Annotated in this window: 25 protein-coding genes; 8 read left to right on the top strand and 17 right to left on the bottom strand. The window is 75.1% G+C overall.

Translation table 11 applies throughout. The features are described 5' to 3' along the window. Positions 1 to 38: 38 nt before the first annotated feature. The 3 genes from ACFQ11_RS06400 to ACFQ11_RS06390 form a co-directional block, all read right to left on the bottom strand. Positions 39 to 956: a J domain-containing protein gene (locus tag ACFQ11_RS06400; protein ID WP_378296930.1), complete on the bottom strand. Its 918-nt coding sequence runs from the start codon at positions 954 to 956 to the stop codon at positions 39 to 41. 2 nt (positions 957 to 958) lie between these two features. Continuing rightward, complete coding sequence (locus tag ACFQ11_RS06395; RefSeq protein ID WP_378296929.1) at positions 959 to 1,678, bottom strand: hypothetical protein; 720 nt, start codon at positions 1,676 to 1,678, stop codon at positions 959 to 961. A 116-nt stretch (positions 1,679 to 1,794) separates the two neighbouring features. Continuing rightward, entirely contained in the window at positions 1,795 to 2,904 is a 1,110-nt protein-coding gene (locus ACFQ11_RS06390) for an ROK family transcriptional regulator (RefSeq protein WP_378296928.1), read from the bottom strand. Positions 2,905 to 3,052: 148 nt separating this feature from the next. Here ACFQ11_RS06390 and edd point away from each other — a divergent pair, with 148 nt between their 5' ends. Genes edd through eda form a run of 3 tightly spaced genes read left to right on the top strand, consistent with a single transcriptional unit; the run spans position 3,053 to position 6,470 of the window. Further along, positions 3,053 to 4,870 (top strand): phosphogluconate dehydratase, encoded by a 1,818-nt coding sequence (gene edd, locus ACFQ11_RS06385; protein ID WP_378296927.1) that lies wholly within the window; start codon positions 3,053 to 3,055, stop codon positions 4,868 to 4,870. Beyond that, positions 4,867 to 5,853, top strand: a complete 987-nt coding sequence (gene glk, locus ACFQ11_RS06380) for a glucokinase (RefSeq protein ID WP_378296926.1) — start codon at positions 4,867 to 4,869, stop codon at positions 5,851 to 5,853. The genes edd and glk overlap by 4 nt, the downstream gene beginning before the upstream one ends. Further along, positions 5,850 to 6,470, top strand: a complete 621-nt coding sequence (gene eda / locus ACFQ11_RS06375; protein WP_378296925.1) for a bifunctional 4-hydroxy-2-oxoglutarate aldolase/2-dehydro-3-deoxy-phosphogluconate aldolase — start codon at positions 5,850 to 5,852, stop codon at positions 6,468 to 6,470. The genes glk and eda overlap by 4 nt, the downstream gene beginning before the upstream one ends. On the opposite strand, the gene ACFQ11_RS06370 is transcribed toward eda, so the two are convergent. Next, positions 6,467 to 6,640: a hypothetical protein gene (locus tag ACFQ11_RS06370; protein ID WP_378296924.1), complete on the bottom strand. Its 174-nt coding sequence runs from the start codon at positions 6,638 to 6,640 to the stop codon at positions 6,467 to 6,469. The two genes, eda and ACFQ11_RS06370, sit on opposite strands and share 4 nt — an antisense overlap. A gap of 73 nt (positions 6,641 to 6,713) precedes the next feature. Between ACFQ11_RS06370 and ACFQ11_RS06365 the strand changes: the two genes are divergently transcribed. Further along, entirely contained in the window at positions 6,714 to 7,640 is a 927-nt protein-coding gene (locus tag ACFQ11_RS06365) for a LysR family transcriptional regulator (RefSeq protein ID WP_378296923.1), read from the top strand. A gap of 15 nt (positions 7,641 to 7,655) precedes the next feature. On the opposite strand, the gene ACFQ11_RS06360 is transcribed toward ACFQ11_RS06365, so the two are convergent. Together ACFQ11_RS06360 and ACFQ11_RS06355 are read right to left on the bottom strand one after the other, a co-directional pair. Beyond that, entirely contained in the window at positions 7,656 to 8,168 is a 513-nt protein-coding gene (locus tag ACFQ11_RS06360; protein ID WP_378296921.1) for a DUF1707 SHOCT-like domain-containing protein, read from the bottom strand. Continuing rightward, entirely contained in the window at positions 8,165 to 8,809 is a 645-nt protein-coding gene (locus tag ACFQ11_RS06355) for a PadR family transcriptional regulator (RefSeq protein ID WP_378296920.1), read from the bottom strand. Before ACFQ11_RS06355 ends, ACFQ11_RS06360 begins: the two co-directional genes overlap by 4 nt. A 221-nt stretch (positions 8,810 to 9,030) precedes the next feature. On the opposite strand from ACFQ11_RS06355, the gene ACFQ11_RS06350 reads away from it, so the two are divergent. Further along, positions 9,031 to 11,100: a bifunctional phosphatase PAP2/O-acyltransferase family protein gene (locus ACFQ11_RS06350; protein ID WP_378296918.1), complete on the top strand. Its 2,070-nt coding sequence runs from the start codon at positions 9,031 to 9,033 to the stop codon at positions 11,098 to 11,100. Positions 11,101 to 11,206: 106 nt separating this feature from the next. Here ACFQ11_RS06350 and hpnH read toward each other — a convergent pair whose 3' ends face one another. The 7 genes from hpnH to ACFQ11_RS06315 form a co-directional block, all read right to left on the bottom strand. Further along, a complete protein-coding gene (gene hpnH, locus ACFQ11_RS06345) occupies positions 11,207 to 12,205 on the bottom strand; it encodes an adenosyl-hopene transferase HpnH (RefSeq protein ID WP_378296917.1) in 999 nt (332 codons plus the stop codon). A 10-nt stretch (positions 12,206 to 12,215) separates the two neighbouring features. Next, a complete protein-coding gene (gene shc / locus ACFQ11_RS06340; RefSeq protein ID WP_378296916.1) occupies positions 12,216 to 14,168 on the bottom strand; it encodes a squalene--hopene cyclase in 1,953 nt (650 codons plus the stop codon). Then, on the bottom strand, positions 14,168 to 15,226 hold the full coding sequence (locus ACFQ11_RS06335; RefSeq protein ID WP_378296915.1) for a polyprenyl synthetase family protein: 1,059 nt from the start codon (positions 15,224 to 15,226) through the stop codon (positions 14,168 to 14,170). Before ACFQ11_RS06335 ends, shc begins: the two co-directional genes overlap by 1 nt. Before the next feature lie 17 nt (positions 15,227 to 15,243). Next, positions 15,244 to 16,563, bottom strand: coding sequence for a hydroxysqualene dehydroxylase HpnE (gene hpnE / locus ACFQ11_RS06330; protein ID WP_378296914.1), 1,320 nt, complete (start codon positions 16,561 to 16,563; stop codon positions 15,244 to 15,246). Then, a complete protein-coding gene (gene hpnD / locus ACFQ11_RS06325; protein ID WP_378296913.1) occupies positions 16,560 to 17,477 on the bottom strand; it encodes a presqualene diphosphate synthase HpnD in 918 nt (305 codons plus the stop codon). Before hpnD ends, hpnE begins: the two co-directional genes overlap by 4 nt. Beyond that, positions 17,474 to 18,349, bottom strand: coding sequence for a squalene synthase HpnC (hpnC, locus tag ACFQ11_RS06320; protein ID WP_378296912.1), 876 nt, complete (start codon positions 18,347 to 18,349; stop codon positions 17,474 to 17,476). The genes hpnD and hpnC overlap by 4 nt, the downstream gene beginning before the upstream one ends. Before the next feature lie 118 nt (positions 18,350 to 18,467). Continuing rightward, on the bottom strand, positions 18,468 to 19,622 hold the full coding sequence (locus ACFQ11_RS06315; protein ID WP_378296911.1) for an RNA-guided endonuclease InsQ/TnpB family protein: 1,155 nt from the start codon (positions 19,620 to 19,622) through the stop codon (positions 18,468 to 18,470). Positions 19,623 to 19,851: 229 nt separating this feature from the next. Here ACFQ11_RS06315 and ACFQ11_RS06310 point away from each other — a divergent pair, with 229 nt between their 5' ends. Further along, positions 19,852 to 20,835: a DUF2804 domain-containing protein gene (locus ACFQ11_RS06310; RefSeq protein ID WP_378296910.1), complete on the top strand. Its 984-nt coding sequence runs from the start codon at positions 19,852 to 19,854 to the stop codon at positions 20,833 to 20,835. Positions 20,836 to 20,911: 76 nt separating this feature from the next. Here the strand turns inward: ACFQ11_RS06310 and ACFQ11_RS06305 are convergent, their stop codons facing one another. Further along, positions 20,912 to 21,811 (bottom strand): aminoglycoside phosphotransferase family protein, encoded by a 900-nt coding sequence (locus ACFQ11_RS06305; RefSeq protein WP_378296909.1) that lies wholly within the window; start codon positions 21,809 to 21,811, stop codon positions 20,912 to 20,914. Between the two features lie 593 nt (positions 21,812 to 22,404). On the opposite strand from ACFQ11_RS06305, the gene ACFQ11_RS06300 reads away from it, so the two are divergent. Next, on the top strand, positions 22,405 to 23,007 hold the full coding sequence (locus ACFQ11_RS06300) for a TetR/AcrR family transcriptional regulator (RefSeq protein ID WP_378296908.1): 603 nt from the start codon (positions 22,405 to 22,407) through the stop codon (positions 23,005 to 23,007). Here ACFQ11_RS06300 and ACFQ11_RS06295 read toward each other — a convergent pair. Then, complete coding sequence (locus ACFQ11_RS06295; RefSeq protein ID WP_378296907.1) at positions 22,994 to 24,142, bottom strand: glycosyltransferase; 1,149 nt, start codon at positions 24,140 to 24,142, stop codon at positions 22,994 to 22,996. The two genes, ACFQ11_RS06300 and ACFQ11_RS06295, sit on opposite strands and share 14 nt — an antisense overlap. 267 nt (positions 24,143 to 24,409) lie before the next feature. Beyond that, positions 24,410 to 24,814: a cupin domain-containing protein gene (locus ACFQ11_RS06290; RefSeq protein ID WP_378296906.1), complete on the bottom strand. Its 405-nt coding sequence runs from the start codon at positions 24,812 to 24,814 to the stop codon at positions 24,410 to 24,412. A gap of 76 nt (positions 24,815 to 24,890) precedes the next feature. Between ACFQ11_RS06290 and ACFQ11_RS06285 the strand changes: the two genes are divergently transcribed. Then, positions 24,891 to 25,868 carry a GlxA family transcriptional regulator gene (locus tag ACFQ11_RS06285; RefSeq protein WP_378296905.1) on the top strand — a complete coding sequence of 326 codons (978 nt, stop codon included), beginning with the start codon at positions 24,891 to 24,893 and terminating at the stop codon, positions 25,866 to 25,868. Positions 25,869 to 25,910: 42 nt separating this feature from the next. Here the strand turns inward: ACFQ11_RS06285 and ACFQ11_RS06280 are convergent, their stop codons facing one another. Then, positions 25,911 to 26,675 (bottom strand): TetR/AcrR family transcriptional regulator, encoded by a 765-nt coding sequence (locus ACFQ11_RS06280; protein ID WP_378296904.1) that lies wholly within the window; start codon positions 26,673 to 26,675, stop codon positions 25,911 to 25,913. Positions 26,676 to 26,724: the final 49 nt, after the last annotated feature.

The following is a 26,724-nucleotide window of genomic DNA, read 5'->3' as shown; positions in this document are numbered from 1 at the left end:
GACACCGCAGGAGGCCGCCGCCGAGCACAACGACCCGGTCACTCGCGGCGAAGCCCGCCGACCGCCTCGGCCTTCCGCTCGCCGGCAGGGGGGTAGACGGCTTCGAGCTTGCCGTCGTCACGCAGTCTCAGCTGGACGTCGCCCACATCGCAGCCGGATTGAAGGCCGGGGAAACGGGTGTCCAGCGTCAGGATCCCGTCCTCGTAGGAGACCGGGACGACCGAGCCGGAGCACTCTCCGTCCAGGTAGGCCACCTTGCCGCCGCGCTCCCCCTCGGGAAGAACGAACTTCGCCTTCCATGTGCCTTCCTGCTCGTCCTTCTCCGTGATCTTCCCCGTCCACGTTCCGGCGAAATCGGAGGGGATCGGCGGCGGGGACTCCGCATCGTCGGCGGGAGAAAGGAAGGCGTCATAGACGGCGGCCGCCATCATGACGACCCACAACGCGGCGAAGACGACCGCGCAGCCGATGGCGAGGCGGGCGCCCGCACTATGACGAACCTGTGGGCGCGGGGGCGGCGGTGCATACCGGGGCGGCGGGACGTGCTGGGGTGGCGGCGGCGGGGGCGGAGGTCTGCGGCCCGCGGACGCGCCCTCCCATGGATCGTTCGGGACGCCGGAGGCGGCCGTTCCTGGGGTGGCGGCGTCCCAGGGGTCGTCGATGCCCTCCTCGGCGTCCTCGTGGACCGGCTCGGCGTCGGCTCCGCCCGCGACGGGACCGCGGCGCGCCGCGTCGTAGGCCGCGCGCCGGGCGGTGAGGACGTCGCGGGCGGCGTTGATCAGACGGAGCCGGTCCTCGGCCGCGGCCTTGGCCTCGGGGTCGGTGACCCGGTCGGGGTGGTGGGCGCTCGCCGACCTCCGCCAGGCCCGCTGGATATCCTCGTCCGAGGCGTCGGGGCGCACGCCGAGGAGTTCGTAGGCGTCGTTGCCCGCCAGTTCGCCGAACAGGGTCGACACGGTCAGCGGCCGATCCTTCGTGCCACCGAAGCCCGGTAGCAGGTGAGCGTCCAGTGCGCGGTGGCGGTGGAATGCCCCGCCGGGACGATCATCGAGCCGGTGGCGACGGTCACGTCCTTTGCGCCGGCGAGGTAGAAGACGAAGACGTCCAGGCGGTGCTCGAAGCCCTCGTAATACCAGTCGTTGCGCAGGATCGACTGGCCTGTGACGAAGGGCGCCTGGAGAAGTTCCTGCGCCCGGGCGGGCAGGTTGCCGAGCACCTCGCGGGCCCGGCGTGACAGGCCCAGGTCAGGGGGCGCGGCCCCGGGGGAGGACGGCCCTGCCGCGCGGGCCGCCGGGCGGTGCTCCAGCGGGACGTGCCGGAGGGAGCCCGGCGCGAACAGGAAGGACGAGATCGCGTAGACGGGCCGGTGTTCGGTGTTCACCCGGGGTTCGGCGATCGAAAGGCCCGCCTCCCCGAAGGTGACGGCGTAGCCGCGGCCGTCGCCGCTCGAGGCGTCGGTGTTGGCGAACCACTCGATGGCGGTGCCGGAGAGTTCGGCGAGGCGCTGCCGGGTGCGGACGCCGATCGCCGCCCAGTGGTCCGTGCGCGTGGCCCCTTCGGCGAGCGACAACTCGCCCGGTCGGTGGACGCCGGACGCCGAGCGCCCGGTGACCTCGCCACCGCGTTGTGTCTCGGCGGTGCCGGAACCGGACGGCACCGCCGGGAAGAACGAGTTCATGCACCGCCCCTGACCCCGTGTTGACTTGTCTTGATCAGGCTAGTGTCTGCGAGCTCGGTCGTCGACGAACTCGGCGAAGCCTCCCGGCCGGGACCGGGGTGTCCGGGGCGGCGCCCCTAACCGGTGTCGACGGCGGTGGGGGAGAGGATCTTGGTGAGGACCATCGCGGCGCAGCCGGTGAGGCCGGCGGTCTCGCCGAGGCGGGCCGGCTCGATGCGCAGGCTGCGGGTGGCCAGGGCCGTGGCGCGGCGGTAGACGATCTCGCGCAGGCCCGCGATGAGCGGCTCGTCCGCGCCGACGAGGTCGCCGCCGAGCACGACCACCGCGGGGTTCAGCAGGTTGACGGCGGTGGCGACGACCTCGCCGATGCGGCGGCCCGCGTCGCGCAGCAGGGCGACGGTGGCGGGGTCGCCGGCGCGGGCGAGCGCGGCGAGGGCGGGCAGGTCGGCGGCGGACGAGCGGGCGAGCAGCGCGGCGCCGCCCGCGATCGCCTCGACGCAGTTGACGTTGCCGCAGCGGCACGGGTGCTCGGTCTCGGCCGGGACGGGCACGTGGCCGATCTCCCCGGCCGCGCCGAGGGCGCCGCGCTGGATGGCGCCGCCCGCGATGATCGCGGCGCCGATTCCGGTGGAGATCTTCACGAACAGCAGGTCGTCCACGCCCGGGTGGGCCTGGTGCTCGCCGAGCGCGGCCGCGTTGACCTCGTTGTCGAGGTAGGCGGGGACGTCGAACCGGGTGCGGACGCGGGGGCCGATCTCGACGGCGTCCCAGCGGCCCGCGACGTGCTCGACGGCGTCCGGGACGCCGAGGCCGATGCCGCGGACGGCGCCCGCGGGGACGCCCGCGTTCTCGAGGAGCCCGGACCACAGGTCGAGCAGGGTCGGGATGGTGGCGTCGGGGGAGACGTCGGCCGGGGGCCCGTCGGCGCGGGCGAGGATCGTCCCGGCGAGGTCGCAGACGGCGAGCTGCCCGCGGGACTGGCCGAGGTTGGCGACCAGCACGGCGCCGCCGGCCGCGTGGAACCGCAGGCGGGCGGGGGGACGGCCGCCGGTGGACGGCCCGTCGGCGCGTTCGACCACGAGGCCGCGGCCGATGAGCTCGGCGACGCGGGACGCCACGGTGGGACGCGACAGGCCGGTGAGGCGCGCGAGGTCCGCGCGGGTGTCGACGCCGTGCTCGCGGATGAGGCGGAGCACGTCGCCGGTCGTGGCCGGGGTGACGGGCATCCGGTCAGTCAAGCACGCGGGACTTCAGTGCGTCCACTTGGTGAAACCTTCGAGGCTTTTGTAAGTCGGACTTCCTAAGTGGGTTGTGCGGACAGCATATGTCTCGGTAGTTTGCCGAACGGACATCCCCCCTCGTCTGGAGCATCGAATGGCTGTGCATCCCGTGCTGGCAGAGGTGACGCGGCGCATCGCGGAGCGGAGCGCCGACCGCCGCGAGGAGTACCTGAGCCGCATCCGCGACGCCCGGACGGAGGGGCCGGCGCGCGGCGGCATGGGGTGCGCGAACCTCGCGCACGGCTTCGCGGCCTGCGGCGTCCAGGACAAGCTGTGGCTGCGCGGCAACGTCACGCCGAACATCGCGATCGTGTCGTCCTACAACGACATGCTGTCGGCGCACCAGCCGCTCAAGGACTACCCGGACGTCCTGAAGGCCGCGATCCGCCGGGCGGGCGGCACCGCGCAGTTCGCGGGCGGGGTCCCGGCGATGTGCGACGGCATCACGCAGGGCCGCGCGGGCATGGAGCTGTCGCTGTTCAGCCGGGACGTGGTGGCGATGGCGACGGCGGTGGCGCTCTCGCACGACATGTTCGACGGGATGCTGCTGCTCGGGGTCTGCGACAAGATCGTCCCCGGGCTGGTGATCGGGGCGCTGTCGTTCGGGCACCTGCCGGCGATCCTGGTCCCGGCCGGGCCGATGGCCTCGGGGCTGCCGAACGCGGAGAAGGCGAAGGTCCGCAAGCGCTACGCCGCCGGGGAGATCGGACGCGACGAGCTGCTCGCCGCCGAGGCCGCGTCCTACCACTCGCCCGGCACCTGCACCTTCTACGGCACCGCGAACTCCAACCAGCTGCTCATGGAGGTCATGGGCCTGCACCTGCCGGGCGCGAGCTTCGTCCCGCCGGGCACGGACCTGCGCGAGGGGCTCACCGCCGCGGCCGGACGCCGGGTCCTGCAGATCACCGACCTCGCCGCCGAGTACACCCCGGTCGGCGAGATGCTGGACGAGCGCGCGTTCGCCAACGCGATCGTCGCGCTGCTCGCGACCGGCGGGTCCACGAACCACACGCTGCACCTGCCCGCGATGGCCGCCGCCGCGGGCATCGAGCTGACCTGGGACGACTTCGACGAGCTGTCGCAGGTCACGCCGATGCTCACGCAGCTGTACCCGTCCGGCACGGCCGACATCAACCACTTCCACGCGGCGGGCGGCACCGCGTTCCTGATCGGGGAGCTGATCGACGCCGGGCTGCTGCACGAGGACGCCCGGACGGTCGGCGGCGCGACCCTCGCCGAGTACCGGAAGGTGCCGAGGCTCGACGGCGGCCGCGTCGTCTGGGAGGACGGCCCGGCCGCCACGGGCGACCCGGCCGTGCTGCGTCCCGTCGCGGAGCCGTTCGACACGCACGGCGGCCTGCGGACGGTCCGCGGCAACCTGGGCCGCGCGGTGGTCAAGGTGTCGGCGGTCAAGCCCGAGCACCGGGCGGTCGAGGCCCCCGCGCGGGTCTTCGACTCCCAGGAGGGACTGCAGGACGCGTTCGCCGCCGGGGAGCTCGACCGGGACGTCGTCGCGGTCGTCCGGCTGCAGGGCCCGCGCGCCGACGGGATGCCCGAGCTGCACCGGCTGATCACGCCGCTCGGCGTCCTGCAGGACCGCGGCCACAAGGTCGCGCTGGTGACGGACGGGCGGCTGTCGGGCGCGTCCGGGGCCGTGCCCGCGGCGATCCACGCGTCGCCCGAGGCGGCCGCCGGCGGCCCGCTCGCGCGCGTCCGCGACGGCGACGTCGTCCGGCTCGACGCCGACAAGGGCCTGCTCGAGGTGCTGGTGCCCGACGAGGAGTTCGCCGCGCGGGAGCCGGAGGGGGGCGTGCCCGACCCCGGCCGGTGGTCGGGCACCGGACGCGAGCTGTTCGCGGCCTTCCGCGCGGCGGTCGGCCCGGCGGAGCGCGGCGCGGGGGTGTTCGGATGACCGCGCCCTGGCTCGTCGGCGACATCGGCGGGACGAACGCGCGGTTCGCGCTCGTGGACGGTCCGGACGGCGTCCCCCGCGAGGTCCGCGCGCTGCCGACCCGCGAGCACGCCGACCTCGCCGACGCCGCGGGGGCGTACCTGTCCCGGCACGCCCCGGGCGTCCGGCCGTCCGCCGCGTGCCTGGCGGTGGCGGGCCCCGTCACCGGCGGGACGTTCCACCTGACGAACGCGGGCTGGCCCGTCGGCACCCCGGAGGACGTGCGCGAGCGCCTCGGCCTGCCGCACCTGGAGATCGTCAACGACTTCGCGGGCCTCGCGATGTCGCTGCCCCGGCTGGCCGCCGACGACCTGGTCCCGGTCGGCGACCGGTACCCGGCGGCGGACGGGCCCCTCGCGGTCGTGGGGCCCGGCACCGGCCTCGGCGTCGGCGGGCTCGTCCCGGCGCCGGGCGGCGGCTGGCTGCCGCTGCCGGGGGAGGGCGGCCAGGTCGACGCGCCCGCCGGGACCGATCGGGAGATCGAGGTCGTCCGGCTGCTGCGCGCCGAGCGCGGCGCCGCGACCGCCGAGTACCTGCTGTCCGGGGACGGGCTCGCCCGCATCCACCGCTACCTGGCGATCATCGACGGGGTCCGGCCCGAGCCGGTCACGCCCGCGCAGATCGTGGAGCGCAAGGCGGACGCCCGCTGCGCGCAGACCCTCGCGATGTTCTGCGAGCTGCTCGGCTCGCTCGCCGGCAACGTCGCGCTGACGATCGGCGCGACGGGCGGCGTCTACCTCGGCGGCGGGATCCTGCCGCGCATCGCCGACGTCCTGCGGGACAGCGCGTTCCGTGCCCGGTTCGAGGGGAAGCCTCCCGTCGAGGGATACCTGCGCGCGATCCCGACGGCACTGATCGTCCACACCGGCCCGGGGCTGCTCGGCGCCGCCATGCGCCTCGCGCAGACCGCCCCCGAACCCGCACGACCCTTGGAGACCGCTTGAACGCCGAAGACCTGTTCGACCTCGCGCCCGTCGTCCCCGTCGTCGTCCTGGACGACGCCGACGCCGCCGTGCCGCTGGCGCGCGCGCTCGTCGAGGGCGGCCTCCCGGCGATCGAGGTGACGCTGCGGACGCCGGTCGCGATCGAGGCGATCACGCGGATCGCGGCCGAGGTGCCGGACGCGGTCGTCGGCGCCGGGACGGTCGTCCGCCCGGACGACGCCGAGCGTGCGGCGGCCGCCGGGGCGAGGTTCCTGGTCAGCCCGGGCTGCACCGAGCGGCTCCAGACCGCGATGGCCGCGACCGGCCTGCCGTTCCTGCCGGGCGCGGCGACCGCGTCGGAGGCGGTCGCGCTGCTCGAGGCCGGCGTCACCGCGATGAAGTTCTTCCCGGCCGAGCCCGCCGGCGGCATCCCGTACCTGAAGGCGCTGAACGGGCCGCTGCCGCAGGTCCGGTTCTGCCCGACCGGCGGGGTGAAGCCGGGCAACGCCGCCGACTACCTGGCGCTGCCGAACGTCGGCTGCGTCGGCGGGACGTGGCTGACCCCGGCCGACGCCGTCCGGTCCGGCGACTGGGACGCGATCCGCGGGCTCGCCGCCGAAGCCGCCGCCCTCCGCTAGGACGGGACGTGCGGGCAGGGCCCGGCGGTGAGGCGCGAGCCGCCGGGCCCGTCCGGCACCAGGTCCATGCGCAGGCGCCCGCATGCGCAGCGCGTCCAGACGACGAGGCCGTCGCTGGTGAGGTGCCGGGAGACGATCGTGGGGCGCTGTTCCGTGCTGCACTGGGTCATGCCCGCAGTCTGCCCACCCCCGATCGTTGCCGTCCATTTCACATTTCCCCACTCGACCGTGCAACATGGTTGCATGATCGACCTTCGGCGCCTGCACATGCTGCGGCTCGTCCACCAGTACGGGACGGTCACGTCCGCGGCCGAGGCGATGCACCTGACCCCGTCCGCGGTCTCCCACCACCTGCGCGAACTGGGCCGCGAGCTGAAGGTGCCGCTGCTGGAGCCGCAGGGCCGCCGCGTCCGGCTGACCCCGGCCGCGCTCGTCCTCATCGGGCACGCCGACGCGCTCCTCGCCCGCTGGGAGGAGACGGTCGCCGACCTCGAGGCGCACCGGACGGGCGCCGCCGGGCCGCTGCGCATGTCCGGGTTCACGACGGCCGTCAGCGGGCTGATCGCCCCGGCCGCCGGACGGCTGCGCCGCGAGCACCCGGACCTGCCGGTCCGGATCCACGAGTGCGACACCGCGGAGGCGGTCGCCCTGCTGGCCGCGAACGACACCGACATCGCCGTCATCGAGCCGTCCGCCGCCGCGCCCCCGCCCGGTGACGCCCGCTTCGACCGGGAGCCGCTGCTCGAGGAGCCGATGGACCTGATCGTCCCGGCGGGCCATCCGCTCGCCGCCCGGGGGACCGCGCGGCTGGAGGACGCCGCGGCCGAACCGTGGATCAGCGTCGAGCGCGAGAGCTGCGACCACCACGACCGGCTGCTCGCCTACTGCGCCGCCGCCGGGTTCGCGCCGCGCGTCGAGCACGTCACGACCACCTGGTCGGTGATCTGGGCGATGGTGGCCGCGGGGCTCGGGGTGTCGCTCGTCCCGCGGCTGGTGGGCGGGCCGGGGGACGGCGCCGTCCGGGTGCCGCTGGCCGGCGACGCGGTGCCGCGGCGCCGCCTGCTGACCTGCGTCCGCCGCGGCGCGCGCGGCAACCCGACCGTCGAACTGGGGCTGCGGGCGCTGCGCGACGCCGTCCCGGCCCCCTGCACCCGCCTCCCGGCCGCCTGACGCCGGAGGCGGACGCTAGCGCCGGAGGGCCGCGGCGACGCGGGCCGCCCGCGCGAGCCACACCACCATCGCGACGCCGAGGGCGGCGAGGAGGCCGGTGCCCGCGCCGGCCGTGAACGTCAGGACGAGGAACACGCCGAGCAGCAGCGGGAACGCCGGGGACGGCGGCCCGTGCCGGTGCGGGCGGTACGGGCCCGCGTGCACCGGCCCGCGGTGGCCCCACGGCCCCTGCCCGGGGACGGGCGCCGGGACGGGCGCGGGACGGGGCTTCGCGGCCTCGGGGAGGCCGTGCGGCGGGGGCAGGTCCCGGACGAGCGCGCGCAGGTCGCCGCGCGTCTTCGCGGCCAGCGCGGCGTCCATGCGCTCGTCGAGCTCCCCGCGGTCCAGCCGTCCCGCGGCGAAGTGGTCGTGCAGCGCGACCACGACCGCGTCCCGCTCGGTGTCGCCGACGCGCAGTTCGCCGACGCGCAGTTCGCCGGTGCGCGGTTCGCCGGTGCGGGGTTCGCCGGTGCGCGGTTCGCCGTTCACGGTGCCTCCTCCGCGGTGTCCGGCCCCGGGGCGTCGTCGGCGAGGATCCGGTACAGGTCGCGGCGCGCCCGCGACAGGACGTCCCGCGCCCGGTCGAGCTGCTCGGGTCCCCCCGAGTGGACGATCTGCACGACCGCGGCTCCCGTCCGCGCGGCCTGCTCGAACAGTTCGGGGACGCCCGCGCCGACGTCCGGGGCCATCGCCGCCCACGGCTCGCGCAGTTCGTCGGCGTGCTCCTCGACGTGGGCGCGGCCCGCGTCGGTGAGCCGGTGGACGCGGCGGCCGCCGGTCTCCTCGGCGGCGATCAGCCCCTCGTCGGCGAGCTGCTGCAGGGCCGGGTAGACCGCGCCGGGGCTGGGCCGCCACGCGTGCTCGCTGCGCTCGGCGATCTCCTGGATGATCTGGTAGCCGTTGCGGGGCTCCTCGGCGAGCAGCGCGAGGATCGCCGCGCGGACGTCGCCCTTGCGGGCCTTGGGCCCGCGGCCCCACGGGCCGCCGCGCCGGCCGTGCGCCCACGGCGGGCGCGGGCCGGGACCGCCGGGTCCGAAGCCGGGCGGGCCCCACGGGCCGGAGCCGGGTCCGCCGCCGAACAGCGGGCCGAAGCCCGGCACGCCGCCCCCGCCCCACGGACCTCCGTGCATGTGACGCATGTTCTTCACCGCCTTCTGAGATCTCTCTTTGAGCTCTCGCGATACGACAACGATATATCGTTGACGTACGGTACGGCCAGAATGTTCCCGGAGATTTCCGGTCGGACCGGGGCGCGGACGTCCGTCCGGGCGTCTGCCGACAAGATCCCCGATTCCGGGCGCGGCCGTCTGACCTCGGGAAACCTGGGTAACAGGCGGGTTGTGGGGGGACGATGGGGACACACGAAGCCGTGACGGCGCGCGACGCGGTCCTGACCCGGGACGGGAACGCCGCCCGCGCCCACGCCGTCGGCGAGGTGCTGCTGGGACTCGCGCTGTTCGCGCTGTACCTGCTCGTGGCGATGCTGCCCGAAGCGCCCCGGGCGCGGCTCGCGCGCGCACACGGGGAGACGCTGTACGAGCTGGAGCGGGCGCTGCACCTCGACGTGGAGCTCGCCCTCAACGAATGGCTCGCCGACCAGTCCGTCCTGCGGGTCCTGGCCAACTACGAGTACGCGATCACCTACGTCGCGAGCGCCCTCGCGCTGCTCGTCTGGCTGTTCGTCCGCCACCCCGACCGGTACCGGACGGCCCGCACCGCGTTCGTCCTCCTCAACGTCATCGCGCTCGCGTGCTTCGCGCTGTACCCGGTGATGCCGCCCCGGCTGATGCCCGACCTCGGCTTCGTCGACACCGTCCGGCTCGGCGGCACCTGGGGGTCGTGGGGCTCGCCGCTGGTCGAGCACGCCGACCGGTTCGCCGCGCTGCCGTCCCTGCACATGGCGTGGACGCTGTGGGTCGGCGTCGAACTCGCGCGCGTGAAGGCGCACCGGTCGGTGCAGGCGATCAACACCGTCCACATCGTCGTGACCGGGTACGTCATCATGGCGACCGCGAACCACTTCCTGGTGGACGCGCTCGCGGCCGTCCCGCTCGTGGCCGTGTCGGTGTACGCGGCCGAACGGTTCGCGCGCCCGTCGCCCGAGCGCGTCCGGGCGCCGGACGCGTTCTTCCTCGCCGTCGAGACCGAGCGGGCCCCGCAGCACACCGGCGGCGTGATCATGCTGGACACGTCCCGGGAACCGCTGCACCGCGCCGACCTGATCCGGCTCGTCGCCGAGCGGATGGACCGGCTGCCCCGGTTCCGGCAGCGGCCGCACGGCGCGGGCCGCTGGCGGCGGCCCGTCTGGCGCGACCATCCGGCCGTCGACTGGGACTGGCACGTCGCCGAGCACCACGTCACCGGCATGGACGGGCTCCGCGAGGTGATCGCCCGGGTCCAGGCCGAGCCGTTCCCCCGCGACCGGCCGCTGTGGCGGATGCTGCTGGTGCGCGGCGCCGAACCGGGCCGCACCGCCGTCGTGTTCCTCATGCACCACGTCGTCGCGGACGGCATCGGCGTCGTCGCGCAGGCCGTCGCGCTGATGGAGCCGCCGCAGGATCCCCCGCCCGCCGGGCCCCGGCGCGGCCGGGTCCGGACGGCCCTCGCCGCGGCCGCCGGCACCGCGGTCGGCCTCGGGCAGCTCGCGCTCGACGTCGCCCCGCCCGCCCGGCTGCCCGCCGCCGGCACCCCCGAACGCCGCTTCGGCACCCTGCACGTGCCGCTCGACGTCGTCCGGGACGTGTCCCGCCGGCACGGCGTCCGGGTGACGGACGTGGTGCTGTGCGCGGTCGCGGGCGGCCTGCACCGCGCCGCCCGTCCCGGCGCGGACGGGCGCGGCACGTGCCGCGTCGCCGTCCCGCTGATGATGCGGGCGCCCGGCGGCGCGATGGAGGGCAACCACACCAGCGCCGTCATGGTCGATCTGCCGATCGGCGCGATGCCCGAGACCGCGCGGCTCGCCGACATCGCCCGCCGCTGCAAGGTGCTGCGGTCGGGCACCCGCGCGCTGGCCGCGTGGTTCGTGATGCGCCAGGTCGGACGGCTCATGCCGGTGCCGCTGCACGCCCGGTTCGCCCGCGCCGCCTACAGCGAGCGGTTCCTGCAGGGCATCGTGTCGAGCCTGCCGGGGCCGGGCGGCCCGCTGCGCCTGGCCGGCGCCCCGCTCACCGCCGTCTACCCGGTCGTCCCGCTCGCGCCCGGCGCGCCGCTCGCCGTCGCCGCCCTCGGCGTCTCCCGCGAGCTGTGCTTCGGCGTCTCGCTCGACCCCGGCCTGGCCGACGACGCCGACGCCCTCACCGCCGCGATCGGCGCCGTCATCGACGAACTCCGCACCGCCGCCCCGCTCACCGGCGCGCCCGCCCCGGAAACCGAACCAGCCCCGGAACCCGCCCCGGACGGGCGGCCGGACCCCGCCGCGTGACCAACGCCCCCGGGGGGCGAACCCATGCCGTGACCCCATGCCGTGCACGTGAACGCCCGAGCCCCGCCCGGACGTCCGTCCGGGCGGGGCTCGGGTCTCGGGCGCGTCACACGGCGCGCATGGCGCGCAGCGACTCCTTCAGCGAGCCCATCGTCGCGAACACCGACGTCGGCTCGTAGCCGCAGTGCGCCATGCAGTTCGCGCAGCGCGGGTCGCGGCCCCGGCCGTAGGCGTCCCAGTCGGTGTCCTCGATCAGCTCCCGGTAGGTCTCGGCGTACCCGTCGTCCATCAGGTAGCAGGGACGCTGCCAGCCCTTGAGCGAGTACGACGGGATCGCCCACGCCGTGCACGGGAAGTCGACCTTCCCCTCGAGGAAGTCGAGGAACAGCGGCGAGTGGTTGAACCGCCACCGCTTCCGGTTGCCGTTCGCGAACGCCTTCTTGAACAGCGACCGGGTCTCCTGGACGCCGAGGAAGTGGTCCTGGTCCGGCGCCTTCTCGTACGCGTAGGCGGGCGAGATCATCATCTGGTCGACCTTCAGGTCGTCGTTGAGGTAGTTCAGCACCTCGATGACGCTCTGCGGGGTGTCGGTGTTGAAGACGGTCGTGTTCGTCGTCACCCGGAACCCGCGCTCCTTGCACATCTTGATCGCGGCGACGGCCTCGTCGAACACGCCCTCCTTGCAGACGGACGCGTCGTGCCGCTCGCGGAGCCCGTCGATGTGCACGGCCCACGCGAAGTACGGCGACGGCTCGAACCGGTCGATCTTCCGCGGGATGAGCGCGGCGTTCGTGCACAGGAACACGTACCGCCGCATCCGGATCAGCTCGCCGACCATTTCGCCGATCTTCGGGTGCATGAGCGGTTCGCCGCCCGCGATCGACACCATCGGCGCCCCGCACTCGCGGACGGCGGCCAGGGCCTGCTCGACCGGCATCCGCTGCTTGAGGACGTCCGCCGGGTGCTGGATCTTGCCGCAGCCGGCGCACGCGAGGTTGCAGGCGAACAGCGGCTCCAGTTCGAGCAGCAGCGGGAACTTGTCCCGCCGGGCGAGCTTGTTCTTGAGGACGTATCCGCCGACGCGCAGGCTCTGGCGCAGTGGCATGCCCATGTTCTCAGGTCTCCAGGACGTACCGGCCGAGCGCGCTGACGGGGAACACCAGCCGGTACAGGTGGTAGTTGATGTAGAAGTCGCCGGGGAAGCCGGTGCCGGTGAAGTGGTCCTCGTCCCACGTGCCGTCCGGCCGCTGGTGCTCGACGAGCCAGCGGACGCCGCGGTCGACGGCCGGGCCGCGCTCGCCGGCGGCGAGCAGGGCCAGCAGCGCCCACGCGGTCTGCGACGGCGTCGAGGCGCCGCGCCCGATCCACCCGGGGTCGTCGTAGGAGCGCAGGTCCTCGCCCCAGCCGCCGTCGGCCCGCTGGTGGCGCTCCAGCCACCGGACGGCCCGGCGGATCGCCGGTTTCTCCGGCCGGACGCCCGCCGCGATCAGCGCGGGCACCACCGCGCCCGTCCCGTACACGTGGTTGGCGCCCCAGCGGCCGAACCACGAGCCGTCCCGTTCCTGCGCCTTCAGCAGCCACACGACCGCCCGCTTCGCGGTGCGCGAGTCGGCCATGCCGCGCCGGGCGAGGGCCTCGACGACGTGCGCGGTGACGTCGGCGGACGGCGGGTCGATGACCTCGCCGAAGTCGCAGAACGGCAGCCGCCGGCACAGTTCGCGGGTGTTGTCGGCGTCGAAGGCGGCGAACCCGCCGTCCTTCGACGCCATCCCGGCCATCCAGCGGACGGCCCGTTCGATCGCGGGCTCGGCGTCCGGATGGCCGACGCGGTCGAGCGCGAGGACCGCCTCGGCGGTGTCGTCGGTGTCGGGGTAGACGTCGTTGTCGAACTCGAACGCCCACCCGCCGGGCGGCAGGCCCGGGCGCCGCACCGACCAGTCGCCGGGGCCGTGGATCTCCTCGCCGAGCACCCACGCGGCGGCGCGCCGCTGCGCCGGGTCGTCGCCGGGGACGCCCGCGTCGGCGAGCGCGTTCATCGCCAGGACCGTGTCCCAGACGGGGGACTGGCACGCTTCGAGGCGGCGGCCCTTCCCATCGCGGATCGTGAACCGCTCCAGGCCCTCCAGGCCCCGCTTCATGATCGGATGGTCGTTGCGGTAGCCGAGCAGGTGCAGCGCGATCAGCGAGTACACCCACGGCGGCTGGATGCCGCCCCAGCAGCCGTCCGCCTCCTGCCGCGCGATGATCCACTCGGCGGCGCGGCGCAGCGCCGCCTCCCGCAGCCCCCGGACGGGACGCCGCTCGTACACGTGCAGCGTCCGGTCGAGCGCGCGGAACGCCTCGTCCCAGCCCGGCAGCCCGCGCCGCCCGGACGGACGCGCGGCGCGTCCGGCCCGCAGCTCCGGCAGGCCGAACGGCAGCGGCCGGACGGGACGCAGCGACCCCACGACCGTCAGCGGGACGATCGTCTGCCGCGCCCAACACGCGAAGTCGTACACGTTCAGCGGGAACCAGCGCGGCAGGAACATCATCTCCGGCGGCAGCACCGGCAGGTCGCCCCACGACCATTCGCCGAACATCGCCAGCCAGAACCGCGTGAACACCCGCGTCTCGGGCACCCCGCCCCGCGCCCTGACATAGGCGGACGCACGCGCCATGTGCGGCTCGTCGGGGGCGTCCCCAGCGAGGCGCAGCGCCACGTACGCCTCGACGGTGGTGGACAGGTCGGACGGGCCGCCGTGGAAGGTCGACCACGTGCCGTCCGCCGCCTGCTGCGAGCGGATCCAGCGGGCCGCCTCCCGGGTGTCGTCCGCGGTGCGGACGCCGAGGAACTCGCGCAGCAGCAGGTCCTCGGCGTCCATCGTGACGTTCGTCTGGAGCTCGCCCTTCCACCAGCCCTCGGGGGACTGCAGGGCGAGCAGGTGCTCGCGGGCCGCGGCGAGCGCCTCGGCGGGCGTCCGCGCCGCGGCCTCGGGCGCCGTCTCGGGCGCCGGGCGGGGCTTCGTCGTCGGTCTCGTCGTCGGTTTCGGTGCCGTTCCGGTGCTCCCGGTCGGTTCTGTCGTCGTCATCAGTGATCCCGTCCTGTGACGAAGTCGGCGATGTGCAGGAACTCCTCGCGGACCGCGGCGGGCAGTCCCGCCGACGCGATCCGCGCCCCGGCGCGCTCGACGCGGCGGCCCGCCTCCGCCTCGGCCCAGGCCCGGCCGCCCGCCGCCTCGACGAGCCGCGCCATCTCCTCCAGCCGGGCGTGCTCCGCGTCGGCGGCGTCCTCGGCGACGTCCCGGGCCGCGTCGCGCGCGGCGTCCTCGTCGGCGCCGCCGGCCCCGGGCGGCGCCGCGTACAGTTCCGCGAGCCGCTCGGAGTGCGCCGTCCCGGCGTTCAGCGCGGCCACGACCGGCAGCGACAGCTTGCGCGACCGCAGGTCCGACAGGGCGGGCTTGCCGGTGACCTTCGGGTCGCCCCAGATGCCGAGCAGGTCGTCGACGAGCTGGAACGCGACCCCGAGGTCGGAGCCGAACTCGGCGAGCGCGGTGCACAGCGGCTCCGGCGCCCCGTCGAGGACGGCGCCGATCGCGCACGAGCACGCCAGCAGCGCGGCCGTCTTGTCCGAGGCCATCGCGACGCACTCGTCCAGGCCGATGCTGCGCCGCGACTCGAACTCCAGGTCGCGGGCCTGCCCGCCGATGAGCCGCCGCGTCGCCGTCGCGAGGGAGCGCGCCGCGCGTCCCGAGCCCTGCCCGGGCGCCTCCAGCAGCACCTCCCCGGCCAGCGACAGCAGCGCGTCGCCCGCGAGGATCGCGTCGGCCTCGCCGAACACCGCCCACGCCGCGGGCCGGTGCCGCCGGGTCCGGTCGCCGTCCATGATGTCGTCGTGCAGCAGCGAGAACGCGTGCGTGAGCTCCACCGCGACCGCGCCCGGAAGCGCGCTCTCCTGCGGCGCGCCCGCCGCCCGCGCCGACAGCAGCGCCAGCGCGGGCCGCAGCGCCTTGCCCGCCGGGGCCGCCCGCGGATGCCCCTCCGCGTCGGCCCAGCCGAGGTGGTACGCCGCGACCCGGTAGGTGCGCGGGTCGAGGCGGCCGACCGCGGCGCGCAGCGCCCCGTCGACCAGCCCCCGGACATCGGTCATCGAGACCGGAACGGTCGTCACCGGTCCCTCACCCCCTCCAGGTGGCGGCGGACCAGCCGAGCGGCGGTCAGGCCGCTGCGCACTGCTCCCTCCATCGTGTCGGGCCAGCCCGTGTCGGTCCACGCGCCGGCCAGGAACAGTCCCGGCGCCTTCGTCGCGGCCGCCGGGCGCACCGCCCCGCTGCCGGGACGCTGCCGGAACGTCGCGCGCCGCTCCCGCGTCACGAACAGCTCCCGCACCCGGGCGTCCCGGGCAGCGGGCAGCAGCCGCGCGAGCTCCGGGACGAACCGGTCGCGCAGCTCCGCGGTCGGCCGGTCGATCCAGCGGTCGGCGGCCGACAGCGAGATCGCCAGGTACTGGCCGTCCCGCAGCCCGCTCACCCCCGTCCGGTCGAAGATCCACTGGACCGGCGAGCCCACCGCCGCGGCGAACGGCTCGCCCATGACCGGACGGTCGTAGACGACGTGCACGTTGACGATCGGGCTCGAGTCCAGCTCCCGCCACCGCGGCGGGTCCGGCAGCGCCTCCGCCGGCAGCACCTTCGCCGCCGCGTCGTGCGGCACCGCGACGATCACCGCGTCCGCCGCGATGGGGACGCCGTCCACCACCACCTTCGGGTCGGCGGTGACCGCCTCGACCTTCGCCTTCAGCCGGACCGTGCCGCCCATCTCCGCGATGCGGCGCAGCGCCGGGCCGCCGTGCAGCTCCTCCAGCGGGACGACCGGGACGCCGATGTCGGCGGCGTCCGCGCGGCCGAACAGCGCCCGGCGGCACACCAGCGCCGACAGCCCGAGCGCGGCGTCGTCCACCTCCGCGTTGAGCGACGCCGTGATGAACAGGCCCCACAGCGCCTCGCGCGCCCACCGATCCTGCCCCCGCGACGCCAGCCACGGCCCGGCCGCGATCCGGTCGAGCCGCGCGTCCTGCGGGTCGAGCCGCCGCAGCGCCGCCGCCGCGCGCATCGCCCGCAGCCGCTCGCCGGGCGTCAGATGGGAGTAGCCCGCCAGCGCGGGCAGCAGATGCAGCGGGCCGGGCAGCCGCGACCGCGTCAGCCGCGCCGCGGCCGCGCCGGGCCGCAGCACCGTCACGTCGAACCGGTCCTGGACGTCCACGAGATGGTCGGCGCCGAGCCGCTGCAGGAGCCCCTGGTACGCGGTGCAGCAGCGCAGGAACACGTGCTGCCCGTTGTCGACGCTCAGCTCGCCGCGCTCGAACGAGTGCGTCGCGCCGCCCAGCCACGGGCGCGCCTCCAGCAGCGTCACCGGGACGCCCGCTTCCCGCAGCGCGATCGCGGCACTGATGCCGGCGAGGCCGCCGCCCACGATCACCACGCTCACCGCTCCACCCCCGTCAGTGCGCGCGCCGCCACGACCGCCTTCTGCCACGTCGGCAGGGACGCCCTGGTGTTCAGCGCGATCGCGGGCCGCGCCGCGATGTTCTCCAGCAGCCGCCGGTAGATGCCGGCCATGGCGGCGGTGCAGGCGGCGCTGCGGCGGTCCAGCAGCGGAAGCAGCCGCAGCCCCTCCGCGTACCAGGTCCGCGCGCGCTCCGCCTGGAACGTCACCAGCTCGTTCAGCCGCCACGGCGGGTCGACGAACATGCCCGAGTCGTCCAGATCGAGCGTGCAGTCGAACCGCTTGAGGTCCTCGGTCGGTATGTAGATGCGCCCCGCGAGCCGGTCCTCGCGCAGGTCCCGCAGGATGTTCGTGAGCTGTAAGGCGATGCCGAGGGAGTCCGCGAGCGCCTCCGCGCGCAGCCGTCCCTGCGACCCGAAGATCGCGAGCGACAGCCGGCCGACCGTCCCCGCCACCTGGCGGCAGTACCGCAGCAGATCGTCGAACGTCTCGTAGTCCGCGCCCCGCACGTCGCTCTCGCACCCGTCGATCAGCTCGTCGAACGCCTCCAGCGGGATCGGGTAGCGGGCCGCCGCGTCCGCGAGCGCCGTCAGCACCGGATGCCCCTCCAGCGCCGTCGCGTCCGCCCGTCCCTGCAGGACGTCCCGCACCGCCGCGATCCGGCCCCGCGACCGGTCCAGCAGGTCGAGCCGGACGCACGCCGGCTCCGGCCCGTCCCCGATGTCGTCGACCCCCCGCGCGAACGCGTAGACGGCGCTCATCGCCCGCCGCTTCGGGACGGGCATCAGCCGGATCCCGTAGCCGAAGTTGCGGGCCTCCTCACGCACCACCCGCTCGCAGTGCCGATACGCCTCCACCACCCGCTCGGACCGCTCGCACGCCTCCGAGACCGTCATCGCTCACCCCTCTCCAATGCGCGTGCCCAACCGGCCGACCAGCCGGCCAACAGTGCGGCCCGGCCCGGACGCGACGCGTGCGCCAGCACGTCGTAACGGCCCCGCGCCAACCCGGTGAGCGCCGCGCGCCCCCCGGCCACGTATCCCGCCACGGCGAACCGCGCCCACCCCCGCAGGCCCGCCATCAGCGGCGGCGCCCCCCGGTCCAGCAGGTCGCGGGCCCGCGCCGCCTCCAGCGCCACGACGCCCCGCAGCCGTGTCGGCGTCCTCGCCCGCCCCAGGTCGTCGTCCGTGCAGCCGAACCGCCGCAGATCCGCCGCGGGCAGGTACACCCGCCCGCGCCGGAAGTCCTCCCCGACGTCCTGGCAGTGCTCGATGACCTGCAGCGCCGTGCAGACCCGGTCGGACGCCTCCTCCAGCCCCCGGCCGTCCGCGCCGAACACGTGCAGGACGATCCGCCCCACCGGGTCCGCCGAGAGCCGGCAGTACGCGACCAGCTCGTCCCACGTCTCGTACCGGTGGACGGCCTGGTCCTGCCGGTTCGCCTGGACGAGCCGGCGGAACGGGTCCTGCGGGACCGACCGCGCGTGCACGGTCCGCGCCAGCCTGCGCAGCTGCGGCAGCTCCGGCGCGACGCCCGCGTACACGCGGTCGAGATCGTCGTCCACCAGTTGCAGCAGCTTGCCCCGCTGCTCCTCCGGCGCCTCGTCCCCGATGTCGTCGACGAGCCGGGCGAACCCGTACACCGCCAGCAGGTCGGCCCGGTGCCGCCGGGGCAGCAGCCGCGCCGCCACCGGGAAGTTCTCCCGCGCCGCGAGCCCGGCCAGCGCCCGGTCGTGCTCCTCGGCGTTCCAGGACGAATCAGTGATCACCACTGTGAGATGAGCGCGCGCGGCACCAGAAAAACTCTGATCAAGGTATGGACTTGGTCACCCGCTCGGCCTTGACGGGCCGAGCTTGCGGCTCCTCGCCACCACTGGGTGTGGTGGGTCAGGCCGCGTCGTCGGCAGCGTGACTCACTGCCCAGCCCGCCGCACCGCGCGCGGCGATGTTGCGGGCTGCGTTCACGTCGGCGTGCTCAGCGAAGCCGCACGACGTGCACCTGAACGCCGCCTGGTCGGGGCGGTTGCTCTTGTCGATATGACCGCACACCGAGCATCCCCGGGAGGTGTTGCGGGGGTCGACGCGCACCACCGCCACCCCGGCCCGGCGCGCCTTGTAGGCGATGAACGCGCCGAGCTGGGCGAAGCTCCACGTGTGCAGTGCGGCCCGCTGGGGCTTTTTGAGCCGGACCCTCTCGCGGATGCCGCCCAGGTCTTCCAGGGCGATGCCGCGACAGGTGCGTTGAGCCTCGGCCACGATCTGCTTGGAGATGCGATGGTTGGTATCGGCTGCGAATCGTGCTTCGCGACCGGCCAGGTGCCGCAGGCGGCGTCTGGCGGATTTGGTGCCCCTCTTCTGGAGTTTGCTGCGCAGGCGGCGGTTGCGGTGCCGGACTTGGTTGAGGTGTCTGCCGGCGTGGACGGTGCCGTCGCTGGTGGTGGCGATGTTGACGATCCCCAGGTCTACGCCGAGGAAACCACCGGCCGGGTCGGTGATGTCGGGGTCGGGGATGTCGCAGGTGGCGTACAGGTACCAGTTCGCGCCCCGCAGCACCAGGTCGGACTCGCCCTTGCGGTACCCGGTGAGGAGCTTGAGCTGTGCGGGCGAGCACTGGAACGGAATGCCGGTCGAGCGGCCGTGCACCGTCCAGATCGAGACGGTTCCGGCGTCGAGCCGCCAGGACAGCGACCGGTCGTCGAACGGCTGCGCGGCGTCCTTACGGAACCGGACCGGTTTGCCCTCCACCGTCCTGCGCCGCCCCGACCCCACCGGCCCGTAGTTCCCGGCTTTCAGGTTCTCCTTCAGGGTGGCGTAGGCGGCGGCGGTCTTGCGTGCGACGTGGATGGCCGGCTGGGCTGACAGGCCCATGCCCTTCAGCTCCCCGTACACCAGGCGCTGCAGGCCCGTCTTCGACTTGATGCCGGTGGCGAATGCGCGCCGGGAAGCGTGGTTGGCGGCCCGGTTGCAGGTGTGCAGCGTCTCCCGGAGAGCCGCCGCAGCGGTCTCGTCCGGGCACAGCTTCACCTGTACCACGAGCTTCACGGCGTCAGGCTAGCGTCTTGCCCATGTCACCGAGGTGGGATCCAGACCCCGAGGTCAGACGAGGCCGTAGCGTTGTATTCGACCTGCCTGTACATCTTGTCTTCGTCACGAAGTATCGGTTCTTCCCGCTGTGAAGCCTGAAGGACCGAGATTTCTCGCCAGTGCCCGTTGAATCGCGTGCGTGTCGATCGGGCGGCTGTGCCTGGTGAACCGCCGATATCCTCGGTGGATGCGCGAGCGAGAGATCGTCCGGCCCGTCGACCTCTGCCTGCCGGACGGGCGGCTGAACCCCGCCGCCGTCGGCTGGACGCGCCGCCCGCTGCACCGCGCGAACCTGCGCGGCTGGGGCCGCGCCAAGCGGTGGGAGTACTGGGGGATCGTCACGCCCCGCCACATCGTCGGGCTCGTCGCGTCGTCGCTCGACTACGCGGGCGTCCACGGCGTGTACGTCCTCGACAGGGAGACCGGCGAGGAGCTGAACCGCGACGCGGTCGTCCCGTTCGCGCGCGGCGCGTCGTTCCCGGACCGCAGCGGCGCGGGCACCGCGTCCGTTCGCGGCGGCGGCGTCGCGGTCGGCACCCGCGAGGAACCGGACGGCACCCGCCTGCGGGCCCGCGCGCCCGCGATCGGCGTCGACCTCGACCTGAAGGTGCCGGTGCCGGACGGGCACGAGTCGCTCGGCGTCGTCATCCCGTGGACCGCGAAGCGGTTCCAGTACACGGTGAAGGACGTGGGCCGCCCGGTCCACGGCACGCTGCGGCTCCCGTCCGGCACCGTCGAGGTGAAGGCGGACGACGCGTTCGCCGTCCTCGACCACGGGCGCGGCAAGTGGCCGTACCGGATGACGTGGAACTGGGCGGCGGCCGCCGCGCCCGGCCTCGCCCTGCAGCTCGGCGGCCAGTGGACCGACGGCACCGGCCTGACCGAGAACGCCCTGTTCGTGAACGGGCGCTTGCACAAGATCGACGACGAGCTCGACTGGACCTGCGACCGCACCGACCGGCTCCGTCCCTGGACGATCACCGGTCCGCGCGTCCAGGCCGAGTTCCACCCGTTCCACGAGAGGGTCTCGAAGACCGAACTCGTCGTCGTCGGCGGCGAGACCCACCAGTGCTTCGGCACGTTCACCGGACGCGCCCGCACCGACGACGGCGCATGGATCGACCTCGACGGCCTCACCGGCTGGGCGGAGGAGGCCCGCCAACGCTGGTGACCGCGGCGCCTGCCCGGCGGCCTACGGCCCGGGCCGCCGGCTCGCGCGCGTCCCCGCACGATGGCGCGCCTCCCGTTCAGGACAGGCGCGGCAGCAGCAGGCGCGCCACGTCCAGCGCCCGGCCGCGCGGCTCGCCGCCCTGCGCCTCCCACACCTCCGACAGCACGCACGACGCGAAACCCCACGCCACGGCCCGGTCCAGCGGCATCCCGAGCCCGTCCGCGAGCCGCTCGACCCGCGCGGGCACGAGGTCGACCAGCCGTCCGTCCCGCTCCCAGGGGTCGGGGTTGTAGAGCACGGGCCCGATCTCGTAGCCGCGGTCGCCCACCAGACCGTGCGGGTCGATCGCCAGCCACGGCTCCCGGCCGCCCCGCAGGACGTTGTCGTGGTGCAGGTCACCGTGCAGGACGAACCGTTCGTCCGAGTCCGCGCACAGTTCGCCGAACAGCCGCCCGGCCCGCTCCACCAGGTCCCGCGGCAGCGGATCGTCCCCGGGGTACCGGTGCAGATGCTCGGCGAACGCGGCGCCCTCCTCCTCGACCGCCGGGAGGCCGCAGTCCGGCGGCGCGGGCCGGTGCAGGCGCCGCATGACCTCGACGAGCGCGGCCGTCGCGTCGCCGTCGCGCGCCGGCACCAGGTCCCGCAGCATCGTCCCCGGCTCGGCCCGCTCCAGCAGCAGCGCCCCGCGCTCCGCGTCGTACGCGAGCAGCCGCACCGCGCCGCGCCCGCCGAACGCCTCGAGCGCGGCGGCCTCGTGCGCCAGGTGCCCCGGACCGGTCGGCCCGAGCTTCAGCACCGCCGCCGTCCCGTCCACCCGGCGGACGGCCGCCACCCAGTGGTAGCTCAGGACGAACGTGTCCCCGACGTCCAGGCTCCAGTCGCGCGCGACCTCCTTCACCAGCCGCGGCAGGTCGTCCAGCCACCGCCTTCCGGCGTCGCCCCACGTGTTCACGGCGTTCCGCGCGAGTTCGTCCACGTTCCTCCACCCTCTGATCACCGGTCGGGCGGCGGCGTCCGGCCGTCACCGCCCGCTCTGCGAAACGGACGGTGCCGCCCGCAAGTGCCCCCGGTGGACGCGTGCAGTGACGCAGGACGGTGACCAGCAGGATCCCGGCCACCGGCGATCGCGGCCGGCGCGCCGCCCAGTTCGTCCGCGTCGTCGAGGCCCCGCGCGAAGAAGAGCCCGCCGACTCCCGGCACGAGCACGCCGGTCCCCGCGAGAACGGCCCGCGACCCGATCGCTCCACGCACGAAAGACCCCCATCGTCGGGGCCGTCAACATACAATCCGGCGCCGCCGGGAACGGCGCGGTCCGCAATATCCGAAAACCCGGAACCGGGGAGCCGGAAAGGGACGCGCGGGCGGGGCGGCTCCCACAACGGCGTGCGCGGAGCGTTCCCCGACCTCCATCGGCCATTATCGGGCCGCCCATACGTTGATCGGCTTCAACGGGGACGACCTGCCCGTTCGGCGCGAACGCGCGGCGATCTCCGCCGCCCGGCGGCCGAATTCGCCGGCCCGCCCGCGGCGGCCGGAATTGCCGCTCCTTAGGTGCGGCAGAATGGGGACGTGCCGAGGACGGTGGACAAGCAGGCCCGCCGCCGCGTCGTCGCGGACGCCCTGTTCCGCATCGCCGCGCGGGAAGGGCTGGACGGCGTCAGCATGCGGACGGTCGCGACCGAGGCGGGATTCTCGCTCGGCGCGGTGCAGCGCTACTTCCAGACGAAGGACGAGATGCTGCGGTTCGCGTTCGAGCAGGCGGCGGAGGCCGCGCGGGAGCGGCTGGCGGCGATCCGGGCCGCGCCGGGCGGCCGGTCGTTCCCGGAGGAGCTGCGCCGGGCGATGCTCGGGTACCTGCCGGCCGACGAGGGCCGCCTCGCCGAGGCCCGGATCTGGGCGGCGTTCCACGCCGAGGCCGCCGTCCGCCCCGCGTTCGCCGACGCGCTCAACGAGCTCGACGCCGAGGCCCGCGCGAACCTGCGCACCGCCATCGCGCTGGCCCAGGAGGCGGGTGAGCTCCCGGCCGCCCGGCCCCCGGACGAGCTGGCCGAACTGATCCTCGTCCTGCTCGACGGCCTGTGGTGGAGCGCGGTCCGCCGCCCGCCGGGCACCCCGCTGACCGCGCAGCGCGACGTGATCGACACCGCGATCGCGATGCTCACCGCGTCCTGACGGCGACGCGTCCCTTCCAGACGCCGCCGCGGCCGGTGTGGTGCCGGCGCGCCGAGTCGACGGTCATGGCCGCGTACGCCAGCGCCACCAGCGGGAGGGCCGGGGCCCGCAGCGGCGAGAGCCCGTGGTGGCGCAGCATCGGCGCGTACGTGCCCGCCATGACCGCCCAGGCGGCGGACCCGAGGACGATCGCCGCCGGGTCGCCCGCGAGGACCCCGGCCGCCGCGGCGGCGGGCGGGACCGCGAACAGCAGCAGCAGGCCCAGCACCGTGCCCGCGAGCAGCGCGGGGGAGTAGCGGAGCTGGTCGTAGGCGCTGCGCGCGACCATGGCCCACAGGTCGGCCGGGCGCGGGTACCGTCGCCGGCTGACCACGTCGTGGTCCAGGTCGAGCCGGCACCGGCCGCCCGCCCGCTTGATCAGCCGCCCGAGGGCGACGTCGTCGATGAGCGCGCCGCGGATCGCGGCGAGCCCGCCCGCGCGCTCCAGCACCGCCCGGCGCACCAGCATGCAGCCGCCCGCGGCGGCGGCCGTCCGCGCCCCGGGACGGCCGACGCGGCGGAACGGGTACAGCAGCGCGAAGAAGTACACGAACGCCGGGACGAGCGCCCGCTCCCACGGCGTGCGGGTGCCGAGCGTCGCCATCCGCGACACCAGGTCGCGGCCGTCCCCGGCGGCGGCGCGGACGAGCCGTTCGACGGTGCCGGGCGCGTAGGCGATGTCGGCGTCGGTGAACAGGACGAACTCCGGTCCGCCCGCCGCGCGGACGCCCTCCCGCATCGCCCACACCTTGCCCGCCCAGCCGTCCGGGCGTTCCGCGGCCCGGACGACGTCCAGGCGCACCGCCGCCCCCGCGCCGAGCCGCCGCGCCGTGTCCGCCGTCCCGTCGCCGCTCCCGTCGTCGACGAGCACCACGCGGAACCGGCCGGGGTACGCCTGCGTGAGCAGGGTCGGCAGGGTCTCCGGGAGGATCGCCGCCTCGTCGCGCGCGGGCACCACCGCCACGACGTCCGGCCACCCGTCCGGTTCGTCCCCTTCCGGGGGCTCCGGCCCGGTCCGCCAGAATCCGCCGTGACCTGCGGCGAGGTACACCCACCCGGCGAGCGCCGCGACCGCGAGAACGTCCAGGACCACCACGACCGCAGCGTCGCACGCCGGGCCGCCCCGGCAAAGGACCCGCCGCCGGAGGCGGCCCGGGCCGCCGGGTACGGGCGGGTTCGCCCGGCCCCATCGCCCGGCCGCTGTGGCACGGGCCCCGGCGGGCGCGTCGCGCGCGGTGTCGGCGCGTGGTGGCCGGGCGGTGATCGACGAACTCGCGGCCGGCGGGGAGCGCGTCCGCACCCCCCTGGTCGGCGTGCCCGTGCGGGCGGGGCGGAGCGCGGTCGGGCGGGGGTCCGGGGCGGGTCAGCTCGTGGACGCGGGGAGGGCGTGGCCGGTGGTGGCGTCGACGTGGTCGGGCAGGTCGTCGTGGCGGTCGCCGACGCTGAGGGTGCCGGACGGTTCGAACAGCAGGATCGAGGCTCCGCCGGGCGCGGACGGGCGGTGCTCGACGCCGCGCGGGACGACGAACACCGCGCCCGTCGGCAGGACCACCGTGCGTTCGGCGCCCGGCTCGCGCAGGGCGATCGAGAGTTCGCCGTCGAGGACGAGGAAGAACTCGTCGGTGTCGTCGTGCGCGTGCCAGACGTGGTCGCCGTGGACCTTGGCGATGCGGACGTCGTGGTCGTTCACGCGCGTGACGATGCGGGGGCTCCACAGGTCGTCGAAGGTGCGGAGCGCGGCGTGCAGGTCGATCGGTCGGTCGTTCATGCGATCACCCTGCCGTTCGGCCGGACGCCGGCGTCAGTGCTAGAAATGGCACATGCCGCAAGGATCCTCGCATCGCGTGGCGATGATCGTCGACGCCGGGTCGAACCCGTTCGAGCTGGGCGTGGTCACCGAGCTGTTCGGCCTGCGCCGTCCCGAGCTGGACCGGCCGTGGTACGACTTCACGCTCTGCGCCCCCGGCGGCCGGGCGGTGATGCACGAGGAGTTCTTCACGATGTCCGGCGTTCCGGACCTGGACGCCGCGGACCGCGCGGACACCGTGATCGTCCCGAACCGGCCCGACCCGGGGGCCGATCCCGCGCCGGCCGTGCTCGCGGCCGTCCGGCGGGCCGCCGACCGCGGCGCGCGCCTCGTCGGCCTGTGCACCGGCGCGTTCGTCCTCGCCGCCGCGGGGGTCCTCGACGGCCGCCGCGCCACCGCCCACTGGCGCTGGGCCGAGGCGTTCCGCGCGCGCTTCCCGGACGTGCGCCTCGAGCCGGACGTCCTGTTCGTCGACGACGGCGACGTGCTGACGTCCGCGGGCAGCGCCGCCGCCCTCGACCTGTGCCTGCACGTGGTCCGCCGCGACCACGGCGCGGAGATCGCCAACGCGGTGAGCCGCCGGCTGGTGTTCGCCGGGCACCGCGACGGCGGCCAGCGCCAGTTCGTCGAGCGCGCGCTCCCGGACGTCCCGGACGCGTCGCTCGCGCCCGTCCTCGCGTGGGCGCGCGAGCGCCTCGACCGGCCGCTCACCGTCGCGGGGCTGGCGGCGCGCGCGGCGGTCAGCCCGGCGACCCTGCACCGCCGCTTCCGGGCCGAGCTGGGCACGACCCCGCTCGCCTGGCTCACCGCGGAGCGCGTCGCCCTCGCGTGCCGCCTCATCGAGCGCGGCGAGCCGGGGCTGGACGCGGTCGCGCGCGCGAGCGGCCTCGGGACGTCCGCGAACCTGCGCGTGCAGATGCGCCGCCACACCGGCCTCGCCCCGTCCGCGTACCGCGACAGGTACGCCCGCGCCGAACCGGGCGCCCCCGCGGCGCCGCGGGGGCGGCCCGCTTGAGCGGCGCACGCTCCGGGGCCGGGCCCGGGGGATGCGCCGCGGTCAGGCCGTGCGCTCCTCGAAGTAGGACGCGAAGCCGTCGTGCAGGCGGTTCAGGCCGAACTCGAAGAGCTGCTCGTAGGACCAGTCGAAGGTGTTCTCGGCGAGGGCGGCCATGGTCGGGAAGCGGCCGCTGAGGAGCGCCTGCTCCAGGGTCGGCGCCTGCGCGGCCCAGAAGTCGTCGCCGCTCAGGCCGGTCCGCTCCACGGCGCGGCGCTCGTTGATGTAGCTGCGCGCCACGCCCATCACGTAGTCGCTCTGCACGCCGACCATCATCATCAGTGACCGGTCGTCGCCGCCGTCGCGCCGGAGCAGGCCGAGGATGCGGTCGAGGCTCTGCATCGAGTTGGGCCCGAGGATCGGACGGCTCTGGTCCACGAACGGGTACCACGGGTGGTCCATGCACATCCGCCACTGGCATCGGGCCTCGGCCTCGAGCACCTCGCGCCAGCCGCGGTCGCCGTCCTCCTCCTCGGGGACGTAGTCGGCGATGACGCGGTCGAGCATGAGGTCGAGGAGTTCGCCCTTGCCCGGGACGTACCGGTAGAGCGACATCGTGCCGACGCCGAGGCGGGTGGCGATGGCGCGCATCGTGAGCCCCTCGAGCCCCTCGGTGCGGGAGAGTTCGTCGGCGGTCTCGACGGCGGCGGCGACGATCGCGTCGAGGGTGAGCGCGGGCGGGCGTCCGCGGGGCGGCCGGGCGCGGTCCTCCCACAGCAGCTTCAGGCTGCGCTCGGGGTCGCGGTGGTCGCCGTGGGCGGTCGTCATCGTTCGTCCTGCTCTTCCCGTGTGCGGTGCTGCCGGAGACCGACGCTAC

The organism is Actinomadura sediminis (genome assembly GCF_042675525.1).
GTDB lineage: Bacteria > Actinomycetota > Actinomycetes > Streptosporangiales > Streptosporangiaceae > Spirillospora > Spirillospora sediminis.
Note: the sequence above shows the minus strand (reverse complement) of the source record. Positions and strands in the feature narration are given on the sequence as shown.